The 14,229-nt window shown below is 55.6% G+C and carries 17 protein-coding genes; 6 read left to right on the top strand and 11 right to left on the bottom strand.

Annotated elements, in window-relative coordinates; genetic code table 11:
• Positions 1-5: 5 nt before the first annotated feature.
• Positions 6-929, bottom strand: a complete 924-nt coding sequence (locus CYR55_RS06910) for a LysR family transcriptional regulator (RefSeq protein ID WP_101815414.1) — start codon at positions 927-929, stop codon at positions 6-8.
• Positions 930-1,041: 112 nt separating this feature from the next.
• On the opposite strand from CYR55_RS06910, the gene CYR55_RS06905 reads away from it, so the two are divergent.
• Positions 1,042-1,764 (top strand): SDR family NAD(P)-dependent oxidoreductase, encoded by a 723-nt coding sequence (locus CYR55_RS06905; protein WP_101815413.1) that lies wholly within the window; start codon positions 1,042-1,044, stop codon positions 1,762-1,764.
• A 54-nt stretch (positions 1,765-1,818) separates the two neighbouring features.
• Here the strand turns inward: CYR55_RS06905 and CYR55_RS06900 are convergent, their stop codons facing one another.
• Complete coding sequence (locus CYR55_RS06900; RefSeq protein WP_101815412.1) at positions 1,819-2,322, bottom strand: DUF1543 domain-containing protein; 504 nt, start codon at positions 2,320-2,322, stop codon at positions 1,819-1,821.
• 327 nt (positions 2,323-2,649) lie between these two features.
• Here CYR55_RS06900 and CYR55_RS06895 point away from each other — a divergent pair, with 327 nt between their 5' ends.
• Both CYR55_RS06895 and CYR55_RS06890 read left to right on the top strand, forming a co-directional pair.
• Positions 2,650-3,195 carry a TetR/AcrR family transcriptional regulator gene (locus CYR55_RS06895; RefSeq protein ID WP_101815411.1) on the top strand — a complete coding sequence of 182 codons (546 nt, stop codon included), beginning with the start codon at positions 2,650-2,652 and terminating at the stop codon, positions 3,193-3,195.
• Positions 3,192-4,319, top strand: coding sequence for an MFS transporter (locus CYR55_RS06890; RefSeq protein ID WP_101815410.1), 1,128 nt, complete (start codon positions 3,192-3,194; stop codon positions 4,317-4,319). The genes CYR55_RS06895 and CYR55_RS06890 overlap by 4 nt, the downstream gene beginning before the upstream one ends.
• Positions 4,320-4,442: 123 nt before the next feature.
• Here the strand turns inward: CYR55_RS06890 and CYR55_RS06885 are convergent, their stop codons facing one another.
• Complete coding sequence (locus tag CYR55_RS06885; RefSeq protein ID WP_101815409.1) at positions 4,443-4,877, bottom strand: rhodanese-like domain-containing protein; 435 nt, start codon at positions 4,875-4,877, stop codon at positions 4,443-4,445.
• A 95-nt stretch (positions 4,878-4,972) separates the two neighbouring features.
• Between CYR55_RS06885 and ftrA the strand changes: the two genes are divergently transcribed.
• Positions 4,973-5,986, top strand: a complete 1,014-nt coding sequence (ftrA, locus tag CYR55_RS06880; RefSeq protein WP_101815571.1) for a transcriptional regulator FtrA — start codon at positions 4,973-4,975, stop codon at positions 5,984-5,986.
• 243 nt (positions 5,987-6,229) lie between these two features.
• On the opposite strand, the gene CYR55_RS06875 is transcribed toward ftrA, so the two are convergent.
• Positions 6,230-7,150 carry a Rossmann-fold NAD(P)-binding domain-containing protein gene (locus CYR55_RS06875; RefSeq protein ID WP_206604033.1) on the bottom strand — a complete coding sequence of 307 codons (921 nt, stop codon included), beginning with the start codon at positions 7,148-7,150 and terminating at the stop codon, positions 6,230-6,232.
• Positions 7,151-7,249: 99 nt separating this feature from the next.
• Between CYR55_RS06875 and CYR55_RS06870 the strand changes: the two genes are divergently transcribed.
• A complete protein-coding gene (locus tag CYR55_RS06870) occupies positions 7,250-7,864 on the top strand; it encodes a TetR/AcrR family transcriptional regulator (RefSeq protein ID WP_101815408.1) in 615 nt (204 codons plus the stop codon).
• A 135-nt stretch (positions 7,865-7,999) separates the two neighbouring features.
• Here the strand turns inward: CYR55_RS06870 and CYR55_RS24115 are convergent, their stop codons facing one another.
• Positions 8,000-8,317, bottom strand: coding sequence for a nitroreductase family protein (locus CYR55_RS24115; protein ID WP_277622312.1), 318 nt, complete (start codon positions 8,315-8,317; stop codon positions 8,000-8,002).
• A 105-nt stretch (positions 8,318-8,422) separates the two neighbouring features.
• Positions 8,423-9,409, bottom strand: coding sequence for an NAD(P)H-dependent flavin oxidoreductase (locus tag CYR55_RS06860; RefSeq protein ID WP_101815407.1), 987 nt, complete (start codon positions 9,407-9,409; stop codon positions 8,423-8,425).
• Between the two features lie 102 nt (positions 9,410-9,511).
• Here CYR55_RS06860 and CYR55_RS06855 point away from each other — a divergent pair, with 102 nt between their 5' ends.
• Entirely contained in the window at positions 9,512-10,384 is an 873-nt protein-coding gene (locus CYR55_RS06855; RefSeq protein WP_101815570.1) for a LysR family transcriptional regulator, read from the top strand.
• 81 nt (positions 10,385-10,465) lie between these two features.
• Here CYR55_RS06855 and CYR55_RS06850 read toward each other — a convergent pair whose 3' ends face one another.
• The 5 genes from CYR55_RS06850 to CYR55_RS06830 form a co-directional block, all read right to left on the bottom strand.
• Positions 10,466-10,879, bottom strand: coding sequence for a GNAT family N-acetyltransferase (locus CYR55_RS06850; protein ID WP_101815406.1), 414 nt, complete (start codon positions 10,877-10,879; stop codon positions 10,466-10,468).
• Positions 10,880-11,049: 170 nt separating this feature from the next.
• Positions 11,050-11,529 (bottom strand): ATP-binding protein, encoded by a 480-nt coding sequence (locus tag CYR55_RS06845; RefSeq protein ID WP_101815405.1) that lies wholly within the window; start codon positions 11,527-11,529, stop codon positions 11,050-11,052.
• A gap of 10 nt (positions 11,530-11,539) precedes the next feature.
• Complete coding sequence (locus CYR55_RS06840) at positions 11,540-11,881, bottom strand: STAS domain-containing protein (protein WP_101815404.1); 342 nt, start codon at positions 11,879-11,881, stop codon at positions 11,540-11,542.
• An 11-nt stretch (positions 11,882-11,892) separates the two neighbouring features.
• The gene (locus CYR55_RS06835) at positions 11,893-13,170 is read right to left on the bottom strand and encodes a PP2C family protein-serine/threonine phosphatase (RefSeq protein ID WP_101815403.1); all 1,278 of its coding nucleotides are present in this window, start codon (positions 13,168-13,170) and stop codon (positions 11,893-11,895) included.
• Positions 13,171-13,196: 26 nt separating this feature from the next.
• The gene (locus CYR55_RS06830) at positions 13,197-13,952 is read right to left on the bottom strand and encodes a hypothetical protein (protein ID WP_101815569.1); all 756 of its coding nucleotides are present in this window, start codon (positions 13,950-13,952) and stop codon (positions 13,197-13,199) included.
• Positions 13,953-14,229 lie beyond the last annotated feature (277 nt).

The following is a 14,229-nucleotide window of genomic DNA, read 5'->3' as shown; positions in this document are numbered from 1 at the left end:
TCCGGTTACGTCCTGACGTGCCGGCTATATTCGCGGCGGCACACTTTCACAATGGTTTCCCTGAGCCACTGGTGCACTGGGTCCGCGTGCAGCCTCGGATGCCAGATAACCGACACCTTTATCGGCGGCGTGGTGACCGGCAGTTCAAAATGCATCAGTTCTGAGCAGGGATCACACCATGCCAGAGCGGTAAACGGCACCAGGCCGATGACATCCGAATGACGTACGATATTTACCGCATTGGTATAGGCAGGCACAGACATCATGATGTGTCGCTGAAGCCCCAGCGCATCCAGCGCCTGGTCAACCGGCCCCCGAAGCTTATTCTTTCTGGAAATGACAACATGAGGAAAGCTGGCGTAGCGCTCTGCCGTCACGCCCGGCATCTCTAAAAGAGGATGCCCCTGACGACAGATCCCCACGAAGCGGTCAGTGAAAAGTACCCGGGTTTTTAACTCAGGCGCATCCGTCCCCAAGACACCGATTTCAAGGTCAATTTTCCCCTCACGCAGCGCCTGCGCCTCTTTATCTGATTTGCCGGTAAACAGCAGGCGTATCCTGGGCGCTACCTGCTGTATCTCCTTCAGCAGCGCTGCCGCTGACATATCGATAAACCCCTCGCCCGCCCGGATAACAAAACTGCGCTCCGTGGTTGCCAGGTTCACCCCCTGGCCGGCAGGCTGCAGCAGGGCGCGCGCGCTGAGCGCCGTTTCGTGTACGCGTCCGGCCAGTTCCAGGGCATAGGGCGTGGGCACCATATGACGGCCGGCCTGCACCAAAAGCTTGTCCCCCGTCGCGGTACGTAGACGGGTCAGGGTACGGCTCATGGCTGAGGTGCTCAGCCCCAGCCGCTGCGCCGCCCGGGTTACGCTGCACTCAATCAGTAACGCATCCAGCGCGGTCAGTAAGTTCAGATCGATGTCAGGCATAAGCGTTTAATCATTGTGTTCAGTGCAATCTATTATTGCACCCCGTGCGTCTGGTGCAACGTTCGTCTTGCGCTTAATTTAATCACTTCCGAGATGAACAGGAGTGAAGCAAATGACGCTGAATCTATCCCAGACAAACATGCCGCGTATGCTGCTGATTGGTGCCTCGCGCGGCATCGGTCTGGCCATGACCGAAGAGCTTCTTCGCCGGGGCTGGGCAGTCACGGCCACCGTTCGCAGCCGCAGCCAGCCTGCGCTAGAGGAACTCTCTGCACACTTTCCCCATCAGCTTACCGTTGAGCGCCTGGATATTACCGATGCTGAGCAGCTTTCTGCGTTGAAGGTGCGGTTGCAGCATCAGCGCTACGATGCCCTTTTCGTTAATGCCGGCACCACTAACCAGAACCCGGGCGAAACCATTGCAGAGGTCAGCACCCAGGAGTTTGCCCATGTCATGATCACCAATGCGCTTTCGCCGTTGAGGGTGGTAGAAACCCTGGAGGATCTGATAAAGGGGGATGGATTAATCGGCGTTATGTCGTCGGGACAGGGCAGCATCGGCAATAACGAAAAAGGCGGCAGAGAGGTTTACCGCGGTACCAAAGCGGCCCTGAATCAATACATGCGAAGCTATGCAGCGCGACAGGCCGTCACGCATCCGGAGCGCGCTTTACTGTTGCTTGCCCCGGGCTGGATCCGCACCGCGCTGGGAGGCGATGACGGAGCGTTCAGCCTGGAGGAAACCATTCCTGACATCGTCAGCGTGATTGAAGTCAAGCAAAGCAGGCCGGGCCTGGAGTATCTGGACCGTTTCGGGAACGTGGTGGCATGGTAAGCAGCCCTGAGCGCGTCCTTCATCCTGGATAGGCGCAAGCCCGTCTTTGCAATGTCAGACACCTATTGGTTGATAGCCCTGCCATTCTGGTTGATCACGTTGTCCTGAATCGCAGGGGGTCAGATGAATGTATAGCTCCCCTACCTTTTCGAGTAACAGACAATCGTCAACATCTTTCAGATTATCTTTATGCTGATGATCGACGCCACAGAGCAACGTTTGTAGCGCCTTCTTTTTGGCCTGCTGGGCATTTTCGGCGACAAACAAGTCAAATTCATGCAGCTCTGCAAGCGTATCCGGCCTGTAACCTCCTGCGTTGACGAAAAATAATTTTTTTGCAGATTGAGAGGGTTCAGCAGAGAGCGTGACAGAATATCCATTAGCCCAGGTAACACGGCTGTAGCCGTCAATATGAATTTTATCGCTATCACCGAACCACGCCTCCCGAAGAGCAGGCCAGGCCTCTTTTGGTTCGTTGGCAGCAACAAACTGGATGTCATGTACTTCAATATTAGATTTACCGGCATTTCCATCGATGTAAAACATATACAGATTCATTGAAATCCTCTTTCAGCAGTCATTTCGTTATGTATTTGACTACATAACGATACATACTGCAATCTGCCAGAAAATTTACAGCTGAGGTTTTGAAAAAGGCTTTTGCGCCTTGAGGTTCATCGCCGGTTTTCACCTATAGGAATCCTTTCATACCGGCATACGGTAGCTTCACAACTCATTTCCGCTCCTCGCTCAACGCCGCCAGAGAATGCCCACGTCCTGGCGGCCCCTTGCTTCGCCTTTGCGCCCCGTGACGCTGTCACGTATAAACGCATGGCCGGGAAACATCACCTTGAAAAAGTAAAACGATCGGTTTACTTTTAACGTATGAATAAAAAACAAGACATCATCCAGGCCGCTGAGCAGCTGTTCTACCTTAACGGCTTTCATGCCACGAGTACCGATAACATCTGCCGGGAAGCGGGCGTGTCAACCCGGACCCTGTATCGTTACTTTCCTTCACGCGAAGCGCTGACCGCGGCCATTATGGACGGGCGCCGTGAACGCTTTTTCTCTGCGCTCCGCCCTTCAGAAGACCCGGAGTCGATAAATCACCTGTTTGATGTGATGGGAAAATGGATGAGTGAATATGGCATCAAAGGGTGTTTTTTTCTTAAGGTCTGGAGTGAGTACGCTGAAAAAGAACCTGTCCTGGCGGAACAGGCCATGGCCTACCGCCATGCCATGCGTGCCTACATTGCAACATGCATCAGCCATCTCTGTGGCAGAGAGAATACTCCGCTTGCCGACGCAATCTGGACGCTGTTTGAAGGCACGTTGACGACCGCCCTGGTAATGGGGGCACCCGCCGCCTGCGAGGCGGGGAAAACAGCGTCACGTCAACTTATCCATAGTCTGGGCGGTCAGCCATGAGAGCCACGTGGCTGGGGCTGACCGGGTTTGCACTGATCGCCGTCTCCTATGGCCTGGCACGCTTTGCCTGGGGCGTGATGCTGCCTGATGTCATGCGTGATATTTCCTTCACGCCGCAACTGGCAGGTATGCTCTCGGCGTGCAGTTTTATCGCCTATTGCCTGGCCATTCTGGCGGCACCATTACTCTCAGCCAGGGCAGGGCCGAGGCTGCCGGCGTTTATCTCCTCGCTCAGTGCCGCCTCTGGCCTGCTGCTTATTGCTGTCGCGCATTCGGAATGGTTGCTGGCTCTGGGACTTTTTATTGCCGGGCTGAGCGCCGGTCTTGCCTCCCCTGCCATTGCGGCAGCGGTCAGCCAAACGATCGCTGACACAAAGCAGCCAAAAATGAACATGATAATCAACGCCGGGACGAGCGCAGGCATTATCGTCTCTGTGCCGGTGTTATTCTGGCTTCCGGGGGGCTGGAGGATGGCGTGTACGCTGTTCGCGCTGCTGGCGTTGCTGTGCGCCTTTCCGGTGTGGCGTATTCTGCCGAAAGAGAAGCTCTCGGCACAATCCGCCCCATTGCCGGGCTTTTGGCGCCACCGTGCACTTCAACGATTAATGGCGATTGCTTTTGTTAGTGGTATCGCCAGTGCCGCCTGGTGGAGTTTTGGGCCTGAACTGCTGCATCGGCTTGGCATGGCGCAAGGTACCATCAGTCTGTTATGGGTGACGGCGGGTGCTGCCGGCATTGCAGGCGCGCTCACTGCTCCGCTGGCAAGCGTCATTGCCATGAAACAGATCTATCGGCTTTCACAGTGCTGTCTGGCACTTCCACTATTACTGATAGCCTTCAGCCAGCATTTTTCCTGGTGGCTGTTTCCCAGTGTGGCCCTGGGTGGCGCAGGTTATGTGACGCTTTCCGGCGTGCTGCTGGTGTGGGGGGCTGCGGCGACAGAAAGTGCACCGGCAACCGGCGTCAGTGCGCTGTTTTTCATGCTGGCTTTAGGGCAGGTCGTTGGATCGATGCTATTTGGTCAGATCTATGCGCTGACAAACAGCGGGACAGCCCTGCTTATTTTTGCCGCCCTGCCCCTGTTATTGGTTTTTGCGATTCGAAAACAACACCGGCGTGTGTAAGCAGTGATTTTTCGTCGACCTTAAACGCCCTGATATAACGCTTGAATTCCGCCCGCGAACGCATATGTCTGAGCAGGTCAGGGATATCATCGGGCAGTGCTGCCCGGATAGTGATAGGACGATTTAACATGCGCAGGAGAATCCATCGGTAGACGCGGCGGGCGTGTCCCCCTGCAGGGGAAGCCCTTCATCAACCCAACCGGTAAGACCGCCTATCATTTCTTTTACCGAAAAACCCAGGCCAGCCAGACGAACGGCTGCCCGGTGTACACCATTACAGTGAGGGCCGGCGCAGTAGACAACAAACAGCGTGTCGCGTGGGTACGCAGACATTCGCTCCTCGGTTATGGAGCGTGTCGGAATGTTGATCGCCCCCGGAACATGCGCTGTCGAAAATGCCCCGCTACTTCTTACATCAACTAATACGTAGTCTGTATTGCCCATCTTCTGGCTTTGATGGACATCGGAACAGTCGGTCTCAAAAGCTAAGCGACGGCTAAAATGCTGCAGAGATTCTGAAGGGGTGGCTGCGGGTATTTCACTGATTAAGCTTGGCATGAGAATGGCCTCTTATTTGAACGTGCGTTGATTGTATGAAGCAGGTTCAGGCTGATAAAGTGGCGCATCTGACAATAACCGGTAGTTTTCCGCCAATGTTAAATCCTCCAGGTTTAGTCGCCATTCTTGCCTATGATGGGCTTTGTACCTTTGAGTTTGGTATTGCTGTAGAGATTTTTGGCCTGCCACGCCCTGAATTTGACTTTCCCTGGTATAGCCACCGGATAGTGTCTGTTGATGCTTATCCCATGCAGGCATCAGGAGGGATTCAGGTTGTATCGAGTTTCGGGCTGGGCTCTCTCAGCGACGCGCAAACCATTATTATCCCCGGCTGGCGTAACCGTGACGAAAGGCCGCCTCAGGCACTCCTGGACGCATTGTGTGATGCTTATCATCGCGGGGCACGCCTGCTATCGATTTGTTCGGGCGTTTTTGTACTTGCCGCTGCCGGCTTATTGGACGGAAAGCGCGCAACAACGCACTGGAGATATACAACGGAGCTGGCAGACTGTTATCCCGGCATCACTGTTGACCCTAATGTGCTTTATGTCGATAACGGGCAAATTATCACCTCAGCGGGGAGTGCTGCAGGTATTGATGCCTGCCTTCATTTGATTAGCCGTGATTACGGGATGCATGTTGCCAATATCGTTGCAAGACGCCTGGTCATGGCTCCTCAACGTTCTGGGGGGCAAATTCAGTTTATACCTTCTCCTGTTGCACAAAAGCCCCGTGATGAGATTGCGCCTGTACTGGAATGGGCTCTTCAAAATCTGAATAGCACGCTGTCAGTCAGGCAAATGGCAGACAGAGCATTAATGTCTGAGCGAACGTTTCTGAGACGTTTCAGGGAGGCGATGGGTATTACCCCCAAGGCATGGGTGCTTCAGGCGCGAATGAACCTTGCACGTGACTTATTGGAAAGTAACCATCTGCATAATGAGCAAATTATGGAATGCTGTGGGTTCGGGTCCATGGAGAGTTTTCGTGCTGCATTCCGTAAATCTGTTGGAATCTCACCTTCTTCCTATCGCAAGAAGTTTGGGGGAATAAGCACGGAGCAAGTAAGTTACCGGGACTTGCCCCACCCTGTTGAATTGCCAAAGTGACCTTGCAAGCTTTTGGCCCGCTTTTCGCTCCACGCGGGCAGGAAACACCTCTTACTCTCTGCTTCGTGCCGATGCGGGCTGATTACGCCCTCCCCCAACCAGAGTAAACCGGCAGGCGCAGGGCAAGCCTGCCGGTTGCCGATCTGCCTGTAACCTTTATGAGGATGAGAGCGCCAGCAGCTCGCCGCCCTCCTCTGCCAGACGTGCCAGGTAGTGTGACGCCTCCAGAATCTGGTAGGGGAATTACAGGCCGGGCGCGACCGGCGGCTTTCCATCCAGCCCAATCAGGCGTTCAAGCAGCAAGGCGATCCCCATCCCTGTCAGGGGTGCCGCGCCTCCGGGATGCACAACCGCATGCTGGGTACGGCGCGGCGCGCCCGCCGCGTCCAGCCCCGATATATCCAGGATGATTTCGGTCGAGAACGATCCGCCTTTGCGTCGGCTGGAACTGATGCCCATGCCCAAATCGAACCGGATGCTGTGCGCGCCGGTTGCCGCTGCCAGCCCGGCCACGTCAATCGACGAAAAGCCCGTGGCGTCAATGTCGGTGCCATCCAGCGCTGAAAACACGGATTTTGCCTCCTCGCCCTCGCGCCATAGGTAGACGCCATCCCGACGCGTAAGCGCCGCGGGCAACAGGTGATTCAGGTGTTCAAAATCCGCCGCGACCGCAGGGCCGCCGACATCCTCTTCATCGACCAGCGCACCTATCCGGATTTCATGCACCTGGCTGAATGAGCGGCACAGATGGAGTGCAGGCACCGTCGTGGCCCCCACCAGCCACTCGTAGCCGAGGACAATCGCTGACGCATCCGGCGCCTGCATGAAGTGTGCGATTTCCGGGGCGATTTCGAACACGCCTGAGGAGATGCTCAGATGCGGCACGCGGCGCGATTGCGCGAAGCGGAGGGCGGCGAGCGAGTGATCTTTATAGAGCACCACCACCGCACTGATTTTCCGCTCGCCGAGGCCCAGATCGGCGGAGGTGGTGTCGATCCGGACACCCTCCGCGCCCCCGATGTCAGCCGCCGCACGCTGCGCTTTGGCCAGGTCGCGGCCGCCTATCAGCAGCGGCAGATCGGGGTAAATAGCATGTAGCGCACGGGCAGCCTGGTGGCCAATCGCACCGGAGCCGCCCAGTAGAAGTATCGGATCAAAGGACATAGGTAAGGTTCCTCAATGACGTGATAAGCTACTATTAGTAGGAAAGGTAGCACCGACGACACCAGAAAGCTACTTTTAGTAGGTTAATTTGAGGAAGACATGGAAAAAGAGCACACCCCGGAATCTGGCCCTGCCGCGCGCAGGTTATCCAAGGCAGAGCGACGTAAGCAGCTTCTCAACACCGCGCTTCAGGTTGTGCGCGAGGAAAACGCCGATCGTCTGACGCTGGGGCACCTCGCCATACGGGCAGGGGTCTCCAAGCCTGTGGTCTATGATCATTTCCCTACCCGCTCGGCGTTGCTGATAGCACTCTACCGGTGGATTGATACGGAGCGGGTCAGGACGTTCACCGAGGTGATGGCCACGACGCCCAGAAATCCGCAGGAAACGATACAGATGCTTGCGGGCGCGTATATCCATTGCGCCGCAGATAAAACAGACGAGTTTCACGCCGTCGGGGCGGCCCTGGCGGGCAGTGAAGAGAAGTCAGCGGTCTTTCAGGAACTTCTGGACAACTGCGTCGGGATGTTCGTCTCCATCCTGACGCCACATGTCAATACGTCGCCCCGGGCGCTGCTGCAATGCTGCATCGGCCTGGTGGGGGCAGGCGAAGCGCTTTCCGCTGCGGTTGCCCGTGGGCAACTGAATGAGCATGACGCCGTAGCGTCTTTCGCCTTGCTGATCAAAGGGGTGGTGCAGGTGAGCGACAACTGAGAGGCTGAGGGTCATCAGGCACTAAAATTTAAGGATGAAAGATGACACTTTCTTCAAGCGGCGCTTTATTGATTCTGTACTAGTTTGCAGGGTGCTCCCGCTCAGGATATTCCAGTGATATACCAAACAGTAATTTCAATCGCGGTGCTGCTCAAACGCCTCACGCTTAACGCCGATGGCCTGATAATAAGCCGCCCCCTGATCTTTGTACCGTTCACGGTAGACGCCATGAAAGTCACGGGTGTCAAAACTAAAATCAGGCGTCAGTTGGCCTGCGTCATCGGCAGCGGGAATCACCTTGTTCAACGCGTCTCGCTTCGCGCCTGAGACAATATGGGTCTGCCAGGGCTGCGTATTGCAGTTAGATGGCGAACGCAGTAGTTCTTCAGGAACCGGTTGAAGAAGGAAACTACGCACAGAATGGCGTTCACCTACTACATCCCGGAATAACATTAATCCGGGCATCGTGTGCCTCTCTTTTACACAGTGTTCTCATAGCCCTGCGCGTCAGCCAGCGCCGGGCATGATCATTTACTGCCCCCACTCACTTAAAACGTATTATTTATGATTGCCTTGGTACGCAGAACCCGAAAAGTCCTGCATGAGATCGGAAACGATCTCTGCCGCCGGACGCACTGATTTGATGACGGAAATACCCGTACCGGTAGACACAACCCCTTGATCAAAATTGCCGAGCCTCATGGCCTGCCACAAAGAGTGATATCCGTTCATTACCTTAAACATGGTTTCACGATCGGTGTCCTGCGCCTCAAGTTCAGCCAGTTTCGGGCTCAAATCGGTGGGCAAGGTGCGGTAATAAGCCGGCAGTGTGCGGAAGAGCAGCAGATCTTCCGCTGTGGAGTTAATAATCAAACGCTTCACTTTTTCGTCTGCAGGGTTTTCACGCGCCGTCAAAAAGAGGCTGCCGGCAAATACTCCTTCCGCCCCCAGCGCCATTGCGGCACGTACACCCCTTACGTCACCTATTCCGCCAGCAGCGATGACCGGAATTTTTACGCTATCAACGATCATCGGCACGATACTGAACGTACCAATCACGCGGGACGGCACGGTCCCCCCCTCGTCAAATCCTGTTGCAATAATGATGTCGGCCCCTAATTCCTCAGCCTCTTTCGAATTGGCTATCGTGGGAGTCAGGGCGCGGTAGAGAATTTTTATGCGGTTGCTTTTAAAAAAATCATATATCTCAGCATCCAGCACCTCATTGATAAGGACGACTTCCACGCCTTCTTCAACAAGCATTTCCGCCGTTGGCCGCCAGAAGCTCATATCAGGCCCGTTAATCAACGTCGCGGCAAAAGGATTCTCCGTCAATTTTTTTATTTTTCTGATCTCTTCCCGCATACGATCCAGAGCGATATAACGCGAGCCGGGCAGGCTGTCTTGCCCGCCGTGCGGCCCCAATGTGCCCAACCCCCCTGCATTTGAAACGGCAGCGACGAGTTCAGCATTAGTCAGGAAATACAAGGGTGCCTGTATGAGCGGATAGCGGGTATGCAAGATTTCAGTGACACGGTTATTCATTTTTCAATCCGGGAGAAAATAAGACTGGTAGAATTTTAACCTTTGCAAAATGGAATGGAATGACCAAAAATAGACAACTGTTAACCAAATATGGAAAGCACTGTGGATTTCAACGCAACGAAATTGTTTATCGCAGTGGTTCAGGCCGGCAGTTTTTCAGCAGCCAGTGAAAGAACAGGTGTGCCAATCTCGACCCTGAGCCGAAAGATTAATGATCTTGAGCGAGCGCTGCGGGTGCAACTGCTGGAGCGCTCCAGACAAGGGGTAAAACCTACCTATAAAGGGCAACAGTTCTTTGAGCAGTCACGTCAGGGTCTGGAGTTACTGGAAGAGGCGCAAAAAAATGTGCAGTCAGCGCATAAACTCCAGGGCAAACTGCGGATCTCTGTTCCGCCTGATTTCCCTTTGTGGTGGGATCTGCTCACTGCGTTTCAGCAACGCTATCCTGATATAAAAATTTTTTGCCACGCAAGTGAAAGAGTCATCGATTTATTCGAAGATGGCATTGATGTTGCGCTGCGGATGGGCGATTTACATACTGAGGATGTGATTGCCAGACCTGTTATGACAGTAAAAGCGTTGTTTGTCGCGAGCCCTGAACTGTTGGCAAGCCGGGGTACACCTCAGACACTGGCTGAACTGGCACGTTTTCCTGTTACCGGCTGGGAAAGCCTGAACCATGGATTTTTTGAGTGGGGCACCGGCCCGGAAAAGGTTAAATATGAACCGTTCTTTTCCTCCAATAATGTCCGGGGATTATGCCACTATGCCGTAAGCGGGATGGGAGTGTCACAGCTCCTGGATTTTTTAGCAAAACCCTACCTGGAAAGCGGGCTGTTGGTAGAGCTTTTACCCGATCTGCCTAAACAAACCCTGCCATTGCACCTTGTCTATGCCCGCCATAAACATCCGTCTGCTATTGTGATGGCTTATCTGGATTTTTGTTCTGAGTGGATAGCCAAGCATACATTCTGACTGGCGGAGAACGCGTATAGCGCCCTGCTCCCACAGGGCGTTATACGTAAGAAAGCGGCAGGCGCTCAGCGGCTGCGTGACTCAAAGCACTTTCGTCAGATAGTAGCGCTCATGGCGGCGCGGGTAGGCTTCCAGCGTCATCCGGCATTCATACCCCAGCTTTTCGTAGAACGGGCGCGCCTGAAAACTCAGGGTATCCACCTGGGCAAAGCGGCAGCCGCGGCGGCGGGCTTCCTGTTCGGCGGCCAGCATCAGCCGCCGCCCTTCCCCTTGCCCACGCAGCGCCTCGCTGACCCACAGCACATCAATCCGCAGCCAGTTCCCGGCCGTGGAGCCGGATAACCCGCCCAGCTTGTTGTTCTCCTCATCAAGAATAAACAGCGCCAGCGCCTCGATTTCGGAGGTATCCACATGCTGTGCGGAGTAGCGCAGCACCCCGTGTTTCAGCTCATCAAGATCGGCGTGGCTGGGCTGGCTGGTCAGATGTATTTTCATAAAGGCTCCCTGAGTAACGCGACGATCGCATTTTCTGACTCTACCTTAACCCAACCATAATGTGCTGAAAAAATATCCGGATGTTAAGAAAAACAGGGTGCCGGAATCCTGTAATCCTGTAATCCTGTAATCCTGTAATCCTGTAATCCTGTAATCCTGTAATCCCGGAATTATCCTTCCGCCTCTTCGTCAGCGGCAACCCCCGGGTGCAGGTGTTTGACCAGCGTCAGGGTGTTCCGGCCATCCTGGCTGTGGTAGCGCATCTCATCCACGCTTGCGCGGATAAACATCAGCCCCATCCCGTTCTCCGGCCAGCTGTCCATGTCATCCGGGTTGATGTTCAGGCACTTATCCTGCTGGAGCAGCACCGGCGGGATGGGGCTGCCGCTGTCTGTCAGCGCCACTTCAAGCGTGCTCTGGTCCTGTTGATAGTGGAATAACAGCGCGATCTGTTGAGAGGCGTCATAGCCGTAACCGTGCTTGATTACGTTGGTAAACGCCTCGCTGAGCGCCAGATCCAGCGGGAACAACCCCTCCTCGCCCAGCGGCAACGTCTGGGCGAACGCCTCCAGGGCGCGGCTGGCAATGGCCAGACTGTCCGGGACAGCCGGCAGCGTAAGGTCAACATCATCGGGAACCCAGTCATGCATGGCTGCATACCTATCGGTTGTTGAGCTTGGTCAGCGCTTCATCCTGAGTAGGGAACGTCATGAAAATCCGGTCCATGCGTGTGAGTTTAAACAGGTTCTGTAAATTGGGGTTCATGGTGCACAGCGCCAGCGTGCCTTTGCCGTTCAGCATTTTCAGCAGGGAAACCAGCGCACCCAGGCTGCTGCTGTCGATAAAATCCACGCGGCTGAAATCGATCAGCAAATCCGTTTCACCGCCCCGGATAATCTCCTGCACACTCTCTTTGAATCTCTGCGACACCGACGCATCCAGCCGCCGTACCACCGGCGTGACGATGGTGATGTTGTCGCTTTTTGTGGTCTCAACATTCATGGTTGTTCCTCTTAAGGCGTAAAAGGGGATGTCCGCTCAATCATCAGCAGCGAGACATCATCATGCAGGTTGCTGTTGCCGTATTTGACGCCGTTTTGCGGGTCAACCGCCTCCAGCTGGACGTTGCGCCACGCCAGCAAGGAGAGTTCAACCTGGAGAAAACGCTCCGCACGCGGCAACCGGTGATGCTCTGCCAGCACGCTTTTCAGCCGGGATTCCCCATACTGCTCGCTCTCCTGGTTTTCGCACTCGCTGATGCCGTCACTGTAAAGGTAGAGGCATTCGCCCTCCTCCAGCGTGAAGGTGCACTCTTCCCAGGTCAGCATCTCAAACAGCCCCACCGGCCCGCCCCCCTCGCCCACCGACGTGGTGCTGCCGTCCGGGTGCACAATAAACGGCGTCGGGTGGCCCGCCTGGCACAGGCTGCCCCGGCCGGTCTGGGTGTTGATCACGCCGTAAATCATGGTGAAGTAGCTGTGCACATCGTCATTCTCATAACAGAAGCGCTGGTTAAGCAGGCTCACCACCTGATGCGGCGGGGTAATGATCACCTCGCCGTCCGGGCCGTTGCGGGCGAGGAAGTTCTCCACGGTGCGGCCATGCAGAAACTGGCGCGCCACCGCCAGCGAATGCATGGCGGCCGTCACCCCATGCCCGGCCACGTCGATGCAGTAGAAACCGATGTGGTGATCGGACAGGGCAAAAAAGTTGAACATGTCACCGGAAACATACGCGGACGGCACAAACAGCCAGTCAATGCTGAAGCCCTGCAAGGCGAAATTGCGCGCCGGTAACAGGGAGTGCTGGAGCCGCGCCGCCGCCTGTAAATCCGCTTCCATCTGCTGCCAGGCCTGCGCCAGTTTGGCGTTGCGCAGTGCCAGGTTGGCCTCCAGGTTCAGGATGCGCCGCCCGGCATAAAGGCGCGCCTGCAATTCAGCGGCATTCACCGGTTTGCTGAGGAAATCATCCGCCCCCGCCTCAATGCCGGTGGTGAGATCCTCCACCGAATGGCGCGATGTCACCAGAATCAGGTAGATGTAACGGGTGCTGGTATTGCTGCGGATGGCGCGGCAGAGCGTCGGCCCGTCCATCACCGGCATCTCCCAGTCACTGATCACCATGTTAATCGGCTGTTGCGCCATCAGCGCCAGCGCCGCCTCTCCCTGCTCCGCTTCAAACACCCGGTAGCCCCATTTTTTCAACAGGGTGGAGAGCAAAAGCCGGTAACTGGAGGAGTCATCCACCACCAGAATGGTGGCTGGCTCGCGCTCCACGCTTAATGATTGCATAGCACGCTCCTCAAAACGGTCAGTGCTTAAAACGGGATGTAATAGATCAGGCTGATGGTGCCTTCTCGGAAATTGGCATTTGAATCTTTATGCCACGGGTAACGCGTGCCGCTGTAGTTGTTGTACTGAATCGAAAATGTGCCGGGTTTGTAGGCGGAATAGCCGAAACTGTAGGTGTAGTCCGCATCCCACGGCTGCTGCTGGCTGCTGTCAGGATAGTAGAAGGCAGTAAAACGGATGAAGTAATGCTGCACAAAACTGTAACCGCAGCCGCCCAGCAGGACATGTTTATTCTTCAGGCGATCGTTCGCTTCCAGCGAGTAGAAGCGCGGCACCCAGGTAGTGCCGACCTGGCAGGTCATCGCATCCCCTTTCTGCAAAAGCAGGTGTTTCTCCACCGCTTTCGGCAACGTGAATTTGTACGCAAACGTCCAGGAGCCTTGCTCCGGGTAGGTGCGCCGGTTATCAGAGGTCGGGAAGAAGCGGTTATCCCCGTAGTTGCCGTAAACCAGGCTGAAGGTGTTGGGGTGCCAGTCGTCATAACCGAAGCTGTAGCGGAAATCGGGGCTGTACTTGTTGACCTCGCGCACCGGCATCCGGAACGTCACGTTGGCGAACCAGTAACTGAACGGCGAATATTGCAGGCTGAGCAGCATCATCTGGTTTACCCGGTTCGACTGGTCGACGGAGTCCTCCCCGGTCGGGATGCTGACCCGCTGATCCTTCAGCCCGCTGTTAAAGGTCAGCGCGCCGGAGAACTTGGCCTTATCCCCATAAAACATCCGCCCCCAGAGGCCCGTGGAAACCCGCGCGGGGGTGGCCGGCTGCGCCCCGGCGGGTTTATCACCGGCCGCTTTGGGTGCCGGCTTAGCAACGGCGGCCGGCTTAGCGGCGGCGGCCGGTGCTGCTTTTTTCTGGCCCTGGCTGAACGGGTTTTTGCCCACGCCCTGCGCGGCAGTAACGCCGGGGGCAACGCAGCAGAGCAGCGCAGACACACAACCGATGCCGCCTGCCCGGCGGCACCGTTTTCTCCATACCTGCCTGTTTAACCGTGAACGG

Source organism: Chimaeribacter californicus (assembly GCF_002858675.1).
Taxonomy (GTDB): domain Bacteria; phylum Pseudomonadota; class Gammaproteobacteria; order Enterobacterales; family Enterobacteriaceae; genus Chimaeribacter; species Chimaeribacter californicus.
Note: the sequence above shows the minus strand (reverse complement) of the source record. Positions and strands in the feature narration are given on the sequence as shown.